This is a genomic window from Desulfomonilaceae bacterium (assembly GCA_041662605.1).
Classification (GTDB): Bacteria; Desulfobacterota; Desulfomonilia; order Desulfomonilales; family Desulfomonilaceae; genus CAJBEZ01.
Map to the genome: position 1 here is coordinate 208,478 of JBAZSD010000004.1, position 17,263 is coordinate 225,740.

Sequence of the window (17,263 nt, forward strand, 5' to 3'; positions counted from 1 at the left end):
GGTGGTCAAATTCCATGATCCCCCGAGGATGAGTATAGTAGAACAGGTTGAGCTTTTCCACTAAACAATCAAGGGGAACCCAGGGGGTTGACTGAGCAAGTGTTTTCGTGAAAAATCCGTAAGCGTTAAGTGATCCTACATCATGGAATCAAAAAAAATGAAGAAGAACTCTTCACAGAATACATTGTTTCAGGCAGGGGAAGCCCTGGGAGAATTACTCCTGGAACCGTTCAACAGATTTGCGTCCATGCAGGCTGCGAGTGGAATACTCCTGCTTGCTGTTACGGTGGTCGCTCTGGTCTGGGCCAACTCTAATTTAGCGGAATCTTATGAATGGCTTAAGCACTCGCATCTCGAGATTAGGATAAGCGATTACTCGCTGGATAAGTCTGTCCATTTCTGGATCAATGAAGGCCTGATGACGATTTTTTTCTTTGTTGTGGGTCTGGAAATCAAACGCGAGATGCTTGTAGGCGAATTGGCATCCTTTAAACAGGCGGCGTTACCTTTTACGGCGGCGCTGGGCGGTATGATTGCCCCTGCGGCCATATACTACCTGCTTAACGCTCAAACTCCTTGGGTAAAAGGCTGGGGCGTGCCCATGGCAACGGACATTGCGTTTACCATGGCGGCCTTCACGCTCCTAGGGTCAAGGGTACCCCATACCCTCAAGGTTTTTTTCGTATCGCTCGCAATTGTTGACGACCTCGGGGCAGTTGCGGTAATCGCCATTTTCTACACCTCCCAGTTAGCTGTTGGTTACCTCTTTCTCGCCGGCATTTGGTTGATCGTCCTCGTGTCTTTCAACATACTGGGTTATCGTAGGCCCTTGTCATACTTACTTGTCGGACTTATGGTGTGGTGGTCTCTTTACATGTCGGGAGTACATTCGACCGTGGCAGGAATTCTGGTCGCCTTTACCATACCCGCGCGTTGTCGCCACGATATGATGACATTCTCAAATCGTCTGGCAAAGATCGCTGATGGCCTAAAATGCGCACAAGTGTCTTGTCACAACAATTGCCCAAACGACGATCAACAAAACATGGTTCGAAAATTGGAGAATCTTTGTAGAGATGTGCAGACTCCTCTTCAAAGAATCGAATATTCACTACATCCCTGGGTCGTTTTTCTCATAGTGCCTCTGTTTGCTCTGGCCAATGCCGGAGTAATCTTGGAATGGGTTCAAATGTCAGAGACCCTGACTACTACGCTGTCGCTCGGTATTACAATTGGGTTGTTCGTGGGAAAGCAGTTAGGAATATTTATAGCGACCTGGATTGCCGTGAGGGCAGGTTTCGCAGTAATGCCTGCCGGAGTGAGCTTCGGGCAAATCTATGGCTCGGCTATTCTTGGCGGTGTAGGCTTTACTATGTCAATTTTTATCGCTGATCTGGCTTTTGGAGAGTCGCCCGAACTGGATGCCTCCAAAATCAGCATACTGCTCGCATCTCTGATATCGTTTATTGTGGGTTTCCTGGTTCTCTATGTGACTTCCCAGAGCAAAACCAATGGCGAAGGAGACGAACCTGAGATCGTACAAACCTGACATGGTCACTCCCACCCAGGCCTCGTAAAAAGTTCTGCCTGAAGTGGGAGCGCAAGCGATTTATTAAGCTGGAACACTATGCGAACTACTTACTGAAAGGGAATCGGTCTGAGTTATTTGACCAGCTTCCACTTTCCATTTTCCACTTTAACCATTATCATCGAATCAGGTCCAAGACCGTTATGATCTTCTGGTGTCAAGTTGTAGGTTCCGCTTATGCCAACATGGTTTTTGGTTTGTTCAATGGCGTCACGAAGTTTCGCCGGTTCGACGCCGGCCTTTTTCATGGCGTCGGCCACTATGTAAATAGCGTCCCATGCATAACCGGAGTGGGTATTGATCGGAAATTCTTTATTAATTTTGTACACATCATTATATAGATGCACAAAATCCTTAATCACTTTCTTTTGTGGGTCAGTATCAGGTAGCGCCTCCCAGGCCATCAACTTTGTTGATGGCATCATGCTGCCGTCCGCAGCCGCTCCCGCCAGCTCAACATATTTGGGATCAGGGATTCCGTGGCACTGGAACAACGGCTCCTTGAGATTCAGTTGTTTGACATTCTTGGCTACGATAGCTGCAGCGGGGCCTATTGTCCAGCAAACGATCGCGTCGGGCTTCGCTGAAGACAGCTTTGTCAACTGGGCGGTCACATCCGTATCTTTAGGATTAAAGGACTCATCAGCCACTATGGTCAATCCATACTTCGGAGCCAATTTTTCCAACCAGCCCTTTCCATCTTTGCCGAAACCATCAGACGCTGTAATCAATGCGACCTTTTTCAGATTCGCCGTTTTTAAATAATCGTAAAGTTTCTCGACGGCGGTGGAACTTCTCTGGGGAGATTTGAAAACCCATTTGTAGGTTCCGAGCGGACCGCCGCCCATGATTACCGGATCTCCTCCAACCGTCATGAAAGTGGGAATCCCTGCGTCTTCGACCAGTTTCTTAACAGCCATCCCCAAGTCGGTCCTGTCTGGTCCTATTATCGCCGCAACCTTGTCTACGTTGATGAATTTTTTGACAACCATGATTGCCTTGGTGGGTTCAGATTCGGTGTCACCCACTACCAGTTCTATCGGACGACCGTTTATCCCGCCCTGTTTGTTAATATTCTCGACCACCATCTGGGTGACAAGTTTGGTTGGCGTTCCGATAGCAGCGGCTGGACCGGACAATGAGTACACGGCTCCTATCTTGATGGGATCCGCGGCGTTCACATTCCCAAGGAAAAGGATACACATACATATCCCGACAAGAACTCCGATCTTTTTCATAGGACCTCCTTTTTTGAAATAGATTATGGCTCCAAATGAAGAGTGAGAAAAAAGAGTTAGCCCTGGTTGAGGACAACAAGCCGGAGAAATTTGAGTCGCCCCGGATCCTTTTACCTATTCTTTCCATATCTGGACTTGCTTACAGTATCGTCAGGTTGACATTACCCAGCAAGATCATTTCCCAGTTAGGCTCGACTGTAACCTGGAAATTGTAGCTAAACGCCGTTAATTTTTCTGAGAGCCGCTGTCTTCTTTCGTCGCAAGTGTGTGGCCACTGCCCAGATTCCTAAAGCTATGAGACCTAAAGCTCCAACTACCATATCCAGTTCATGAGAGTATTGCTGAACTAGCGTCCAATTCTGACGCAGTTTGAACCCGCAGAATAACAGAAATGAGTTCCAGAGGGTCGCGCCGGCAAGGGTAAAAAAGCAGAAATGGCTCACCTTCATGCATCCCAGGCCGGCAGGAATGGAAATAAGGTGTCGAATAACAGGTATGAAGCGGCTGATAAAGATGGTCCATGAACCGTTCTTCTCAAACCAACGTTCCGTCCATTCCAGATGCTCATGGTTAAGAAAAAGGTATCGCCCAGCTCTCAGAACTAGAGGTCGTCCTCCCCAGAGCCCCATATAATAAGAAAACAACGAACCGATCAGTGAACCGAGAGAAGTAAATATGATCGCTGTTGGTATGGAAAACTTTCCTTCCGCAGCTAAAAAACCTACAAAAGGCATCACCAATTCGCTGGGAACCGGGGCGATCATGCTTTCCAAAGCCATGAGGAACGCTGCTCCCCAATACCCTAATTGCTCAATAATATAAGTAAAATAAACCGTTAACTGCGCTACCATGCACCCGACCTCTCTCAGTCCGTAAGTTCCACACATAAGTAAGAGTATGTGGATAGCAGGAAGGAGGAACGATAGCACGAAATCATGTCTTTCTCAACTTTTCAGAATAATTTTTGAGGACCAAGAATTGGGTAGCGCCTGGATGGTGGACTACGTAAAATTATGAAATGGTGTTTTCCCATGGCGGTCAATTAAGACAGGTGGTCATACATAGTAGCATGATGTGAAGTTTTCCCGTAGGGCGGCGCAATCGATTTCTCACTGCTTTCGAAATGACACCCCCAATAAGAAGTTTTACATAGTCGTCCCACTGAACTGTTTCGCCATCTTATCCTGGATCTCTTTCATGGATAGGATTTTTTGCCCCGTTTTACTTTCAAATTCGGAAACCATTCTAAGAATGTCTTCGGCCAGCGTCTTGGCTGTAATGAATGACATTTGAACTACTGTAGGCGCTGTCCCTGTCGATTGAGCGATAACAAACATGTCACTGACCGTGTTCCCTACAAGAGTTCGGTTGATGTAGAGTTTTGGAACCTGCGGATTGTTCAAAATGGTGGAAATATCCATTCCCTGATTCTGATCTGTTTTCGGCGCTTCAGACATGTTATGTTCTCCCCTATGACATTGCAATTGAACTGACTCCGGATTACTCAACTAAGCGTAACAAGACCTTACGTAAAGTCAAGAAAAAGAAACATGGGAAAAACCATACAAATCTTTTCACACATACTGCTGCTGTCGGTAATCGTATTCGCGTTAGCAGCCTGCGATTCGAAACAGGAGAGTTCAAAACAGCCGGCTCCGCCTATCCCTGAAAAGAAATACAAGATAGCCACTCTCGTAAAAGTGGACGGCATCCCATGGTTCGCCAGAATGAGAGTGGGAGTGAGACGATTTGCCGAGAACACCGGCCAGGACGCTTTCATGGTTGGGCCCGCAAGGGCTGATGGCGCTTTACAGGCCCAGATGATCGATGAACTCGTCAACCAGGGCGTGAACGCGATTTGTATAGTGCCCTTCTCCGTTTCCGCGGTGGAGCCCGCTCTGAAAATCGCCAGGGAAAAAGGCATCGTGATAATAGCTCACGAAGCTTCAAACATAGAGAACGCCGACATAATAATCGAACCATTCGACAACAAGGCATGGGGCCATCATCTCATGGATGAACTGGCATCATGCATGCAAAGGAAGGGGCCTTACACTATAATCTTGGGCAGTTACGGCAGCCAGTCACATATGGAGTGGTCTCGAGCCGCTGTAGCTCATCAACTTGAAAAATATCCCAACATGAAACTAGTGACAGAAGCTATCGAAGATCACGACAATCCGGCCCGATCTTACGCTAAAACAAAAGAGCTGCTCAGCCGATTTACAGATCTACGTGCAATTCTGGGGCTTACCATGGCGTCCTGCCCTTCCGCTGCTCTAGCAGTGGAGACGGCAGGACTTAAAAACAAAGTAAGTGTAGTTGGTGTGTCCCTGGTTTCCGCATGCAAGTCTTATCTCGCTGACGGTTCGTTGAAGAAAATAAGTTTCTGGGACCCCGCTGACGCGGGCTATGTAATGAACAAAATCGCTCTAAAGTTATTGCAGGGGGGCAAGGTGAAAGCCGGGGACGATATGGGTGTGAAAGGATATCACGATCTAAGGCGGGATATGACCAAGCCAAACCTGTTTTTCGGTAAGGGATGGATAGATGTGACCAAAGAAAATATGGCCAATTACCCCTATTGAGTTGAAGCCGGGGAAGCATGGTCGTTACTAGGCGGATGGACGGTTTGAACCAACAGTGAAGATCAACATAAAATTAACAGTCATCCTGGGCTTTGTGCTGATGGTCGCCCTTATCATGATAACAGCGGGCGCAGGGTATTTTGCTCTGGCAGAAGCAGTCGAGGACGCGACCCGGTATAGCGCCCTGGCTCGTGACACGACCCTGGCTCATGAAATTGGATCGAACATGCTTCTTCTCGATGACGCCCTGGACAGCTACCTGCTCAATCGTGACATTCAATCAGTTTGGGATATAGATTATCGGTTGGCCCTTACAAGACGTATGGCGCAGCGGGTTAATAATTCGACCTCAGTCCCTCAGGTACAGACTATCCTCGAAAGGGTCGACGACACCCTGGCACGGTTCTCCACGAACTTCGACAGGCTGAGAAGACTTGATGAAACCAGAGATCAAATTCTTTCAAGAACACCAACCGACCATCTGAAGCTTCAGGAGATAGACAAGCAGAGAAAGATTCTTGAGAACTTCTTTCAGATTGCTACGACCAAGGTGTCGAATAACGTGGAAAGCGCTAGAGAAACGATCAAGATTCAGCAGGAATCAATAGACGCAAAGATTCAAAGTTCATTCCATACGACTATGTTTGTAGTCGGCGTCACAGTTGTAGGAGCTATTCTTGTAGCCTTCATTGTCGCTGGGCTCTTCGTCAGGCTAATCACTAAACCTGTAGGGGCGCTTGAGCAAATAGTCAGAAGAAGCCCATCCATAGCTTTCAGGTTCAGGGCGGAACCGGGTTTGCCGATTGAATTTATTTCTGAAAATGTGAATCAACTCGGTTACTCACCGAATGATTTCTTCTCGGGTCGCATCACACTGGTTGATGTCGTTCATCCCGAGGATAGAGACATTGTCGCGGAGAAGTTGAGCGATGTGGCAAAAACCAGGGGCGGAGAAGACGAATTCAGTCAGGAATACCGAATCGTTACCGGTTCGGGATCCACGTGTTGGCTCGATGAACGAATGTGGATCGTCCGAAATGACAAGGGTCTCATAACGCATTACGAAGGAATTGTGATCGACATCACTCAAAGGAAACTTGCTGAGGAAAGACTCGAAAAAGAACGCTCTCGAAGAGCCTTCGTCCTCGAAACATTCGGGTCATACCTCAGTGATGAAATTGTCACTGAAATACTCGAGTCTCCAGGTGGTATCAATCTTGGCGGCGAACTGCGCCAAATAAGTATACTCGTGTCGGATCTCCGGGGATTTACCAGAATGACGGAATCCATGGATTCCCGAAAGGTTCTGCGAATTCTAAATCGATACCTGGAAGTTATGACCAATATAATCCTCCGCTACAGCGGAACAATCGATGAATTCACAGGAGACGGGATTTTGGTTTTTTTCGGGGCGCCTCGGAGCTTTGAAGACCATGTTAGACGTGCGGTCCTTTGCGCAATTGAGATGCAGGGCGTTATGGATGAATTCAATAAAGAAGGGCTCAGCCTGGGTTTACCTGAGCTAAAAATGGGAATTGGCATAAATAGCGGTGAACTGGTTGTGGGTAACATTGGATCGACAAGGCGAAAAAAGTATGGGGCCGTCGGTAGCCCGATAAATGTGGCGTTTCGTGTGCAGACGCTAACATCAGGGGGAGAAATTCTCGTGACAACCCCTGTTTATGATCAGGTCGCAACCGAGGTGGTCTTAGGAACTGTGAGGGAAACTGAACTCAAAGGCATAGAGGGTCTTGTCAAATTGTTTCAGGTGACAGGGATCCAAACGTCTTGAGCAGAATTGTCGAAATGACTCGAGTCTTATATCCAACGAAGGTAAGGAGAAGGCACGATACTCTTTGGATCGTGACCGAGCGCCTTCGCTGCGTGTTGAGGCCAATAAGGGTCCCTCAGCATTTCACGCGCAAGTAAAACAATGTCCGCTTTTCCACTTTCAATAATTTCATTGGCCTGGATTGGGTCCGTAATCATACCAACAGCAGCGGTGGCTATCTGAGCTTCTCTTTTTATCGCCTCTGAGAATGGAACCTGCCACCCAGGTCCGAATGGATATTTCCTATGATCGGGGCTTCCAAATCCTGAACTGCAGTCAATAAGGTCCGCCCCGGTCTGCTTGAGTTTTTTCGCCAACTCGATTGTTTCTTCTATTGTCCAACCACCATCGACCCAGTCGGAACAGGACAAACGAACCGCCAACGGTAGATTTTCAGGCCAAACCGCTCTCATACATTCCAGTGTTTCGACAGTGAACCGGATCCTATTCTCAAAACTACCCCCATATTCATCAGTCCGTTTGTTTGATATGGGCGAGTAGAAGCTATGGCAAAGATAACCGTGGGCGGCGTGCAGCTCCAGCCATTGATAGCCGATGGTTAAGGCCATTTTAGTGGCAGCGACAAACGATTGCTGAACATTCTTGATGTCCTGATGAGTCATGGCCTCGGGAACTTTCCAGAGCTTGTCTCCAAAGGCGACAGCGCTGGGGGCGATAGTGGGCCATCCGCCCTCTTCTTCCTTAAGGGAGTTGTCGCCCTCCCAGGGTCGCGCTGCGCTTGCTTTGCGACCAGCGTGAGCCAATTGAATACCTGGAACCGCCCCCTGTTCCTTCACAAATCTGGTGATTCGTGCAAGGGGTTCGATATGTTTGTCGGACCATAGACCCGCGTCCTGTGGAGAAATGCGGCCTCGAGGCTCAACAGCCGTCGCTTCGGCAATGACCAAGCCGGTGCCACCGACCGCTCGGGCTCCTAAATGAACCAGATGCCAATCGGAAGCTGTTCCGTCGTTGGAAACATACTGGCACATCGGTGAAACACCAATTCTATTGCGCAGAGTCACAGATTTAATTGTGAATGTGTCAAAAAGACCCGGCATTTTATTTCCTCTCTCTTATACGGTCTCGCCCGGTTTGGCCAAAGCGCGATGAAATATGTTTCGTTGATGTTAAATAATCTAATAACGGAATCGGCGGGGAGCAACATTTCAGTTGAAAATGAGGCCATCAAACAAAATTGGAGACCCAGTCCGGTAGTGAGAACAAGGTCTCCAATCTTGATAATGTCATTGAGTTAGAGCGTGGAACCTGATCTTAGAGCATTTTTTGTGGTTACCCGCAACTCGGAAAATGACCTTGATTCCCGGTCATTGTCCTAAGCCTAATTTGTAGGTTACACAGACTCAAACGGTCGCTAGAAATTTCCTAAAACCGGAATCACTTTATCGATTCTTTGAGCGCCTTTGCGGCTGAAAACTTGGGAGCTTTTGTTTCCGGGATGTTGATTTTCTGTTTGGTCTGAGGATTCAGACCTGTCCGAGCTTTCCTGATGGTAATGGAAAATTTGCCAAAACCTGGGATAGAGATTTCATCACCGGCGACCAACCCGTCGGCCATAGTGGTGAAAATCATGTCTATGGCTTCTGAAGCCTGCTTCTTGGTTATCTTGCCTTTCTCCGCAAGTTTATCCACGAATTCAGCCTTTGTCATGCCCGGGCCTCCCTTTTAATAGTAATTGTTTCATCAAAAAAAATATGTGACGGCTTTATAAGGCACATGCGTATAGGGTGTCAAGAGGTATTAGCTTCGATTCGCAAACCCTATTGGTCGTTTACAGATGGAGTACATCCACTAGGCGGAAAAATTCACCATCCTTCAACAAAAACAAAATTTTTTGTCTAGACACCAATGGCCACTTTATACTACTGTTTCTCGCGGAAATAAAGAGGTTGGCATTAGCCGAAAATTCAAAGTGGCCACGAATTGAAATTAGAAGAACTGGTCATCGGGGTGACGGAAAGCCTTTTTTCGGGGAAAAATCGTCCATTCCAGATCACCTGAAATTTGTCGATTACTGCGAGTGTGGTCACTCCTTATTGCTACAGATGTTAAATATTCGTAAGTCTTCGGGGGAGTTTTCACCAAAAACGAAGCACGCTTTGAGCCAAAAGGCACAAGTCGTGTTCACGTAATAAGGAAACTATCACGTTTTTGGGTAGACCATCGTGATACGAATTCTTTTAGGGAGTGAACATTAATGGACTTCACAAATGTAACAGAGGGAGATCTTCTCTGGGAACCCTCAGACCAATTGAAAGGCGAAGCCAATATCAGCCGGTTCGTTCAGTTTCTTTTGAATAACAAAAAACTGAGTTTTGACTCTTACAAAGATCTTTGGAAATGGTCAGTGACAAATCTCGAAGATTTTTGGGTATCTATTTGGGAATTTAACGGGATTCAGGCTTCACATCCATACAACAAGGCGCTTTCCCAGAGGAAAATGCCGGGAGCGCAATGGTTTGTCGGCGCCAAATTGAACTACGTTGAACAGGTGTTCCGTTGGAACAAGCTGGATACGCCCGCATTGAAATTTCAATCTGAGATCCGACCACTAACAGAAATATCGTGGGGCGAGCTTTCCCAGAAAGTCGCCTCCGTGTCTACAGCCCTTCGCAATATGGGAGTGAAATGCGGAGACAGGGTGGTGGCCTACCTCCCAAACATACCTGAGACCATCATCGCGTTCCTTGCATGCGCCAGTATTGGAGCCGTATGGTCTAGTTGCTCCCCAGATTTTGGGTTTCGGAGTGTTACAGACCGTTTCCGTCAGATAGAGCCAAAGGTACTTTTTGCTGTTGACGGCTATCAGTATGGCGGTAAAAAATTCGACTGCGAGAACACGGTCGCCACTTTGCAAAAGTCGCTGCCTACACTGGAACACACTATTCTGGTCCCGTATCTGTACCCATCAAAGAAATCTTACCCAATTGAAAACTTACTTGTATGGGATGATCTTGTTAAGGAAGCAGGAGCGCTCATATTCGAACAGGTTGATTTTAACCACCCCATGTGGGTTGTATATTCGTCTGGAACCACAGGTCTTCCCAAGCCACTTGTTCACAGTCAGGGCGGAATTTTAATTGAGTTTCTGAAATTTACGGGATTGCACGTAGATGTACGGCCAAGAGATTCCTTTTTCTGGTTTAGCACCACTGGATGGGTCATGTGGAACATCATGCAGGGAGGGCTTCTCTTAGGATCAACCTCTGTCCTCTACGACGGGAGTCCGGGATATCCTGACATGAACGTGCTTTGGGACCTTGCTGAAAAAGCCAGGGTTACGGCGTTCGGCGCAAGCGCAGCTTATATTACCAGTTGCATGAGTCAAAAGATGCTACCTGGAAAGACGCGAGATCTGTCAGCGCTGCGAGTAGTCGGCTCGACAGGCTCTCCGTTATCACCCGCAGGATTCAAGTGGGTGTACGACTCTGTAAAAGAAGATCTACTGCTTGCCTCCGTTAGTGGAGGAACCGATCCGTGCACTGGGTTCCTTGGATCGTGCCCGCTACTTCCTGTTAGAGCAGGAGAACTTCAGTGCAGATGTCTGGGTGTAAAAGCCGAGGCCTACGACGAAAACGGCAATTCCGTGGTTGACCAGGTCGGCGAATTGGTCATTACAGAACCTATGCCATCGCTTCCGATCTATCTATGGAACGATCCCGAAAACAAGCGTTACATCGAAAGCTACTTTGAGGTTTTCCCCGGAGTATGGAGGCACGGCGATTGGGTCAAGATTACAGACCGCGGCAGCGCTGTCATAGCCGGAAGATCGGATTCTACCCTAAAGCGAATGGGAGTAAGAATGGGGAGCAGCGAAATCTACGGCGTCGTGGATGAACTGCCCGAGATTACTGAAAGCCTAATCGTTGGATTTGAGAATTCCAAAGGCAAGTACATCATGCCGCTGTTCGTTGTGCTCAAAGAAGGCCTCGAATTTAACGACGCATTAAAAAACAAGATCCGGAACGCCATTCGGAGCGCCCTTTCACCCAGACACGTTCCTGATGAAATTTATCCGGTAATGTCTGTCCCTAAAACTCTCAACTCAAAGAGACTTGAAGTTCCCGTGAAAAAGATTCTTTCGGGTGTGCCACTAGAAAAAGCGGTAAATGTAGACTCTATGATGAATCCGGAATCGCTCAAATTCTTCCAGGACCTTTCAACAATATTGAACAACGCTACTTGATCAAAAGGACAAGATTCTCTGACTAATTCTTCTATTGGGGAAAGGCTCGTTAGTTACAAAATTTCAAAAATGGAAAGTTTTCTGCGATGAATCTGGATTATTCATGACAGCGCATGTTTCAGAAATCCCTGTTCTTGAGACCAGAGCCGTCACAAGGCATTTTGGAGCCTTAACGGCTGTCAATGGAGTATCTCTGTGTGTTAGCCACGGGATACAATCAATTATTGGTCCCAATGGAGCAGGCAAGACTACCTTTTTCAACTTGCTTGCGGGATTTCTGGTCCCGGACAAAGGCGGCATTTTCTACCGTGGTAAGGAAATTACTGGGCTAGCGCCCTATGAGATTTCCCAGATGGGAATTGGAAGGTCGTTTCAAATCACGAGCATATTCCCTGGCCTTTCCGTCTATGAAAATGTTCGTGTCGCCCGTCAGTCACGGTCGAAATCACGGTACAACTTTATCATGTCATGCGAGAGACTTCCCGGCGTAGAAACTGATACAAAAAGGATTCTCAGCCAAATGGGCCTGGAGGATTGGGCGGATTCTCCGGCAAAAAATCTTCCATATGGTCTGCAGCGGTGTTTGGACATTGGCATTTCTTTAGCCACTGATCCTCAGGTTCTTCTCCTGGACGAGCCTACATCAGGGATGAGCGCTGAAGATTCTTCCGTTATTCTTAAATTTATCGCCGAAATATCCAAGTCAATTCCAGTGGTCCTCATAGAGCACAACATTGACATGGTCCTCGCCATCTCGGACAGGATTGCAGTGCTGTATCAAGGGTTGCTGTTGGCTGAGGGGACACCAGCGGAAATTCAGGCTAACCAAGAGGTTCAGGAAGCATATTTAGGAGGGTACTGACTTGCTCGAACTTCAGGATGTGCATTCACATTATGGTGGAAGCCACATACTTAAAGGAATCACATTCAGAGTTGAAGAAGGACAAGTGGCTACGATTCTTGGAAGAAACGGAGCGGGAAAGACTACCACCCTTCGTACGATAATGGGACTGGTTCCAGTCACTACGGGGTTCATCAAGTTCAGCGGCGAAGACATCACAAACAAGAAACCGTATAGGATCGCTCAACTAGGTGTCGGTTACGTTCCTGAAGAAAGAGCTGTTTTTCCAAGCCTTTCTGTCTATGAAAATTTGACTCTTCCGATGGCCAAAGGGCATGCGGGTCTGTGGAGCATCGACAAGATATACTCCTTTTTCCCCATTCTTAAAGCCAGGGGCTTTCACAGAGGATCCCAGTTGTCTGGTGGCGAGCAACAAATGCTCGTGATCGCCCGAATTCTGACTATGAACGTGAAGCTCATTATTCTCGATGAACCGACGGAAGGGCTAGCCCCAATGTTAGTCCGTGAAATCGCTAAAATTGTTCTAGAGTTAAAAAAGGAAGGGATTTCAATACTTTTAGTGGAACAAAACAGCAGATTTGCAGAGGAAGTCGCCGACCAACATTTCATAATATGCAACGGTCGGATCGTTTATGCTGGGAGCAACAAGGAATTCAAGTCCGATGAGAAGATCAAGTCACAGTATTTGGGCGTATGACTGAGGCTGGAGACATTGTGTCTCATGCGCCCAGACTAAGATTGATAGCATGGAGAGGAGGTAAGCGCATGGAAAGGAAATGGCACGCAATATTGACGGCATGCTTGCTGTCGATTGCTTTTTTCTCACTGGTTAATACTCCGGTCGTCGCCGAGCCTTTGAAAATATCGGTGCTAACCGATATGTCCGGACCGTATGCCGGTATCACGGGCGCCAATGTTGAAGCTGCAAAAATGGCCATTGCCGACTTTGGTGGGAAGATTCTGGGTAACCCCATCGAATTCGTTTACCGTGACCACATGTGTAAGCCAGACGTGGCCAATCAAAAAGCAAAAGAATTGTATGAGAAAGAGCAGGTCGACGTCATATTTGATTGCCCTAACAGCGCCGCAGGTCTGGCCGTAGCCAATCAAGCCAAGATCCACAAGAAACCGTTTATTGCGATCGGTTCAGGCACCACGAGGCTATCCGGTCCGGATTGCAACCGTTACACCTTTAAATGGGCGTACAACGATTACATGCTGGCTACTGCGGTAGGATTGTGGGCAGCGGACAATCTAGGCAAGAAATGGTACACAATCACAGCCGATTATGCCTGGGGCCATGATCTGCTTCACCACTTCTCTGAAGCGCTGAAAGCAAAGGGAGGCACGCTTTTAGGCAATGAAATGGTCGCTCTGGGCACATCAGACTTTAGTCCCTACATTTTGAAGGCCATGAACGCAAAGCCGGAAGTCCTGGTTTTACTGAACGCGGGAAAAGACGCCGTGAATTCTACGAAACAAGCGATGGAATTCGGACTGAAGAAAAAAGTAAAAATCGTCCATGCTCTTCTGTTTATAGAGGATATAAAAGCATCGGGGGATATATTCGCCGGTGACTATGTTACGGGCGCATGGTACTGGAAAAGTGACAATCCAGGTTCCAAAGAATTTGTTGAAAAGTGGAAAAAACAATTTAACAAACCACCGAACTGGATGAACGCCGCAACCTACAGCGCTGTTACTCAGTATCTCAAAGCTGTGGAGAGAGCTAAAAGCAAAGATGCCCTACCGGTTATCAAAGCCCTCGAAGGACACGAATTCCGGGATCTATTGGCAAACCCTGGAAAGATTCGGGCGGAAGACCATATGGAAGTTGGCAACGCCTACATTTTACGAGCCAAGAATCCTGGAGAGATCAAAGAAGACTGGGATTTCTTTGACATAGTTGGCGTAATTCCACCTGATAAAGCCTACCAAAATCCAAAGGATACAGGCTGTAAGATGGACACTGCTGAATAAAATCGTCCCATAGTGGTGCCAATGCATGTTTTTCGCACGCATGGCCCCACTATGGCTGATCAGAAAGATTTCTTTGATGAACCTACAGTTCGTCTTCATGCAACTTTTCAATGGCCTAATTCTCGGGTCCCTCTACGTGCTTCTAGCGTTGGGGTTGTCGATTATTTTCGGAATGCTGGGAATAATAAATTTTGCCCATGGCGCATTTTTCATGTTGGGAGCTTACGCCGCTTACACGATTACATCTTACATCATTCCTGATTATTGGCTGGCTCTAATTTCCGTGCCTATACTAATGGCGGCTTTTGGATCCCTTTGTGAGATAGTCCTCTTCAGGCGCCTGTACGACCTTCCTCCCCTATATATAATGTTGCTCACGTTTGGACTAATGCTCGTGTTGCAGGATGCCGCAAGATTAGTGTTTGGGAGTATGGGTGTGCCTTTTGGCACGCCAAAGTCACTTACCGGCATGGTAAATCTTGGATTCATGTATTATCCCAGCTATCGGCTTTTTTTGATCGCTGTGACATCCTGCGCAGCTTTCGCCGTGTGGCTGTTTCTCAGTAAGACCAAGCTGGGCTGTATCATTCGAGCCGGAACAGACAATCCTAAAATGCTCGAAGCGCTTGGAATCAACATATCCAGGACAATGACTTTAGTTGTTGGCCTGGGAACCGGACTGGCGGGTCTTGCAGGAGTTTTGGCGGCGCCTATTCAAAATGTCCGTCCACTGATGGGAATGGATCTTCTTGTGGATTGCTTTGTAGTTGTAGTGATTGGAGGCATGGGCAGCCTTGGTGGATCTGTTGTAGGCGGACTAATTGTAGGACAAATCATAGCAATCGGGGTCATGGTCTGGCCGCCTATGGCCAACACCCTCATATACCTGTTTATGGCGGCCTTTCTTCTCGTCCGGCCAAGGGGATTGTTCGGCCGAGAATCGTTTCACGAGTAATAGCTTATGCCTCGTTCGCAATTCTTAACCCTCGTAACTTTCTTCGGACTAGCCTTAGTCTTTCCATTAGTCGCGCCTTACGAGGCGCTGGCGACCGAAATCTTGATATTCGCTCTCTTGGCGATGTCTTACGATTTGGTCTTGGGTTATGGAGGCATGCTCTCTTTCGGTCACGCGGCTTTTTTTGGCATTGGCGCATACACTACAGGAATCTTATTGATCAGAGTTTTCCCTTCAGTACCTGTGGCGTTGACGGGGGCTATTTGCGTGAGTGGCCTGGCAGCGGCGTTTGTCGGTTACGCGAGCATCAGGAGACATGGAATCTATTTTACGATGGTGACACTGGCTTTCGCTCAGATGTTTTATTTCATAGCTTTCAAGTGGACTGGTCTGACCGGCGGCGATGATGGATTGCAGGGTGTGCCCAGGCCTAATATTGGACCAATAGACATTCATCCGGAAATTAATCTGTACTACTTCATTTTGGCATTGGTCATCGTTTCAATGTTTATCATTGTTAGAGTTGTTAATTCCCCACTAGGCGCCACTCTCCAGGCGCTCCGGGAAAACCGCAACAGGGCCATGAGCGTCGGCTATAATGTAGACAGATTCAAGTTAGTCGCCTTCGTGATATCCGGTTGTTTTGCAGGGTTGGCTGGAGGCCTTTACGCCTTGTTACTAAACATGGTACCGCTCGGTTCGTTGCACTGGACCACTTCAGGTGAAGTGGTAGTAATGAACATTACAGGCGGCATGGCTACATTGTTCGGACCAGTGGTAGGGGCTGTGTCCATTATTCTGCTGCGAGACATTATCAGCAACTATACGGACGCATGGAGCCTTTTCATGGGTTTGATTTTCATGATGGCCGTGTTTGGATTTCGCGATGGAATCGTAGGGTTCTTCCAAAACAAGATAATGCCGACAGCCGCTAAATTTTTAGGGCAAGTATTTCCAAAGAAACATTAGACTCCGAAATTTGATTAGAATTTCCCGCGACATCCGATAGCAAGCAGGAAATCTGCTTTCTCTTTTTCAGACTTCATTAATATGATTCCACCCAATAAGTGAGATTGGTAAGATCAGAACTCTCGGGAAAGCGTTTTCTAGGCAAAGCATTCTCTTCAAGCTCCTTGTCTCATTCGTGGTTCTTTCCGCCCTGCCTCTAATCGTTCTCGCCTTCCTGGCGAACACGATAGCCGCTTTCCTGTATGAAAGGGATAATGACGCAAGAACCCTGGCTTCGATCTCACCATCAGAGAACAACTATTTGAGTTTTTTCCAGTAATACTGAAAATGACCAGTCATGGAGACATCATCCTCAATATGATTTTAAGAAAAAAAGTATTCCAATTTATCACGAGATCACTTTCTTAGATTTCGAGGCAACGAAAAAATAAACCGAGTCCTCAAGAAAAGTGATCTAAAAGCCGGCGTCAAGTCTAGCGCCTGATAAGCGACAATCAATTGCCAAAGCATATAGGAAACAAACAATGCCTACGACCCCATGGAAGAAATGCGTTGACTCTGACCCGAGCCGTACTTACGTAGTATTCTTAACCTACCTGCCGCTGAAGCGCTATCGAACGACACCACGCTTTCTGTTTTACACGGCCAAAATCCTGGTCCAACTGAGCCAATCAAACGGCCTGGTTGGCTACTCGCTTCGGGCGCATTTGTTTAAGAATAGCTTCTGGACATTGTCGGCTTGGGAAAATGAGTCAGCGCTCCGAGACTTTGCCTTCAAAGGATTTCACAAGGGGGTCATGAAACTGCTCCGGACGGATATGGGCTCAACAAGGTTTGTGAGGTGGACAGTGAATGGGACCGAGATCCCGCTCTCATGGGAGGACGCTATGCGACGATTTAAGAACCCCTCATAACGATTATAGCAGTTGCCTAAAGTTATGTCCGAATGGCGCAAGTTTTCCGGTTTTGATTTTTTCGGTCCACGACCCAGTTCAGGGCGAGGCATATGCGTTGGATCAGCTGATCTTTGGATTTTGCGAAAAAG

The 17,263-nt window shown here is 47.4% G+C and carries 15 protein-coding genes; 10 read left to right on the forward strand and 5 right to left on the reverse strand.

The window, feature by feature from the left end:
- Nucleotides 1-157: 157 nt before the first annotated feature.
- A complete protein-coding gene (gene nhaA / locus WC647_05335) occupies nucleotides 158-1,549 on the forward strand; it encodes a Na+/H+ antiporter NhaA (protein ID MFA6221718.1) in 1,392 nt (463 codons plus the stop codon).
- A gap of 113 nt (nucleotides 1,550-1,662) precedes the next feature.
- Here nhaA and WC647_05340 read toward each other — a convergent pair whose 3' ends face one another.
- The 3 genes from WC647_05340 to WC647_05350 all read right to left on the reverse strand — a co-directional run bounded on the left by WC647_05340 (nucleotide 1,663) and on the right by WC647_05350 (nucleotide 4,283).
- Entirely contained in the window at nucleotides 1,663-2,826 is a 1,164-nt protein-coding gene (locus WC647_05340) for an ABC transporter substrate-binding protein (protein MFA6221719.1), read from the reverse strand.
- Between the two features lie 215 nt (nucleotides 2,827-3,041).
- Nucleotides 3,042-3,677 carry a DedA family protein gene (locus WC647_05345; GenBank protein MFA6221720.1) on the reverse strand — a complete coding sequence of 212 codons (636 nt, stop codon included), beginning with the start codon at nucleotides 3,675-3,677 and terminating at the stop codon, nucleotides 3,042-3,044.
- A 294-nt stretch (nucleotides 3,678-3,971) separates the two neighbouring features.
- A complete protein-coding gene (locus tag WC647_05350; protein ID MFA6221721.1) occupies nucleotides 3,972-4,283 on the reverse strand; it encodes a hypothetical protein in 312 nt (103 codons plus the stop codon).
- A gap of 93 nt (nucleotides 4,284-4,376) precedes the next feature.
- On the opposite strand from WC647_05350, the gene WC647_05355 reads away from it, so the two are divergent.
- Nucleotides 4,377-5,414, forward strand: coding sequence for a substrate-binding domain-containing protein (locus WC647_05355; protein ID MFA6221722.1), 1,038 nt, complete (start codon nucleotides 4,377-4,379; stop codon nucleotides 5,412-5,414).
- Nucleotides 5,415-5,469: 55 nt separating this feature from the next.
- Nucleotides 5,470-7,206, forward strand: a complete 1,737-nt coding sequence (locus tag WC647_05360; GenBank protein ID MFA6221723.1) for an adenylate/guanylate cyclase domain-containing protein — start codon at nucleotides 5,470-5,472, stop codon at nucleotides 7,204-7,206.
- A gap of 26 nt (nucleotides 7,207-7,232) precedes the next feature.
- Here WC647_05360 and WC647_05365 read toward each other — a convergent pair whose 3' ends face one another.
- A complete protein-coding gene (locus tag WC647_05365) occupies nucleotides 7,233-8,306 on the reverse strand; it encodes an NADH:flavin oxidoreductase/NADH oxidase (protein ID MFA6221724.1) in 1,074 nt (357 codons plus the stop codon).
- A 337-nt stretch (nucleotides 8,307-8,643) separates the two neighbouring features.
- Entirely contained in the window at nucleotides 8,644-8,916 is a 273-nt protein-coding gene (locus tag WC647_05370) for an HU family DNA-binding protein (GenBank protein MFA6221725.1), read from the reverse strand.
- 547 nt (nucleotides 8,917-9,463) lie between these two features.
- Between WC647_05370 and WC647_05375 the strand changes: the two genes are divergently transcribed.
- From WC647_05375 to WC647_05405, 7 genes are all read left to right on the forward strand, one after another.
- Complete coding sequence (locus tag WC647_05375; protein MFA6221726.1) at nucleotides 9,464-11,452, forward strand: acetoacetate--CoA ligase; 1,989 nt, start codon at nucleotides 9,464-9,466, stop codon at nucleotides 11,450-11,452.
- Nucleotides 11,453-11,555: 103 nt separating this feature from the next.
- Nucleotides 11,556-12,314 (forward strand): ABC transporter ATP-binding protein, encoded by a 759-nt coding sequence (locus WC647_05380; protein MFA6221727.1) that lies wholly within the window; start codon nucleotides 11,556-11,558, stop codon nucleotides 12,312-12,314.
- Between the two features lies 1 nt (nucleotide 12,315).
- Complete coding sequence (locus WC647_05385; GenBank protein ID MFA6221728.1) at nucleotides 12,316-13,011, forward strand: ABC transporter ATP-binding protein; 696 nt, start codon at nucleotides 12,316-12,318, stop codon at nucleotides 13,009-13,011.
- 68 nt (nucleotides 13,012-13,079) lie between these two features.
- Entirely contained in the window at nucleotides 13,080-14,294 is a 1,215-nt protein-coding gene (locus WC647_05390; protein MFA6221729.1) for an ABC transporter substrate-binding protein, read from the forward strand.
- Between the two features lie 76 nt (nucleotides 14,295-14,370).
- A complete protein-coding gene (locus tag WC647_05395) occupies nucleotides 14,371-15,249 on the forward strand; it encodes a branched-chain amino acid ABC transporter permease (GenBank protein ID MFA6221730.1) in 879 nt (292 codons plus the stop codon).
- Between the two features lie 6 nt (nucleotides 15,250-15,255).
- On the forward strand, nucleotides 15,256-16,218 hold the full coding sequence (locus WC647_05400) for a branched-chain amino acid ABC transporter permease (protein MFA6221731.1): 963 nt from the start codon (nucleotides 15,256-15,258) through the stop codon (nucleotides 16,216-16,218).
- Nucleotides 16,219-16,742: 524 nt separating this feature from the next.
- Nucleotides 16,743-17,132: a DUF3291 domain-containing protein gene (locus WC647_05405; protein MFA6221732.1), complete on the forward strand. Its 390-nt coding sequence runs from the start codon at nucleotides 16,743-16,745 to the stop codon at nucleotides 17,130-17,132.
- Nucleotides 17,133-17,263: the final 131 nt, after the last annotated feature.

Excerpts from the sequence above, each read along its gene's own strand:
- nhaA (MFA6221718.1), top strand. The coding sequence starts at position 158 with ATGAAGAAGAACTCTTCACAGAATACATTGTTTCAGGCAGGGGAAGCC.
- WC647_05340 (MFA6221719.1), bottom strand. The coding sequence starts at position 2,826 with ATGAAAAAGATCGGAGTTCTTGTCGGGATATGTATGTGTATCCTTTTC.
- WC647_05345 (MFA6221720.1), bottom strand. The coding sequence starts at position 3,677 with ATGGTAGCGCAGTTAACGGTTTATTTTACTTATATTATTGAGCAATTA.
- WC647_05350 (MFA6221721.1), bottom strand. The coding sequence starts at position 4,283 with ATGTCTGAAGCGCCGAAAACAGATCAGAATCAGGGAATGGATATTTCC.
- WC647_05355 (MFA6221722.1), top strand. The coding sequence starts at position 4,377 with ATGGGAAAAACCATACAAATCTTTTCACACATACTGCTGCTGTCGGTA.
- WC647_05365 (MFA6221724.1), bottom strand. The coding sequence starts at position 8,306 with ATGCCGGGTCTTTTTGACACATTCACAATTAAATCTGTGACTCTGCGC.
- WC647_05370 (MFA6221725.1), bottom strand. The coding sequence starts at position 8,916 with ATGACAAAGGCTGAATTCGTGGATAAACTTGCGGAGAAAGGCAAGATA.
- WC647_05375 (MFA6221726.1), top strand. The coding sequence starts at position 9,464 with ATGGACTTCACAAATGTAACAGAGGGAGATCTTCTCTGGGAACCCTCA.
- WC647_05380 (MFA6221727.1), top strand. The coding sequence starts at position 11,556 with ATGACAGCGCATGTTTCAGAAATCCCTGTTCTTGAGACCAGAGCCGTC.
- WC647_05390 (MFA6221729.1), top strand. The coding sequence starts at position 13,080 with ATGGAAAGGAAATGGCACGCAATATTGACGGCATGCTTGCTGTCGATT.
- WC647_05395 (MFA6221730.1), top strand. The coding sequence starts at position 14,371 with ATGAACCTACAGTTCGTCTTCATGCAACTTTTCAATGGCCTAATTCTC.
- WC647_05400 (MFA6221731.1), top strand. The coding sequence starts at position 15,256 with ATGCCTCGTTCGCAATTCTTAACCCTCGTAACTTTCTTCGGACTAGCC.
- WC647_05405 (MFA6221732.1), top strand. The coding sequence starts at position 16,743 with ATGCCTACGACCCCATGGAAGAAATGCGTTGACTCTGACCCGAGCCGT.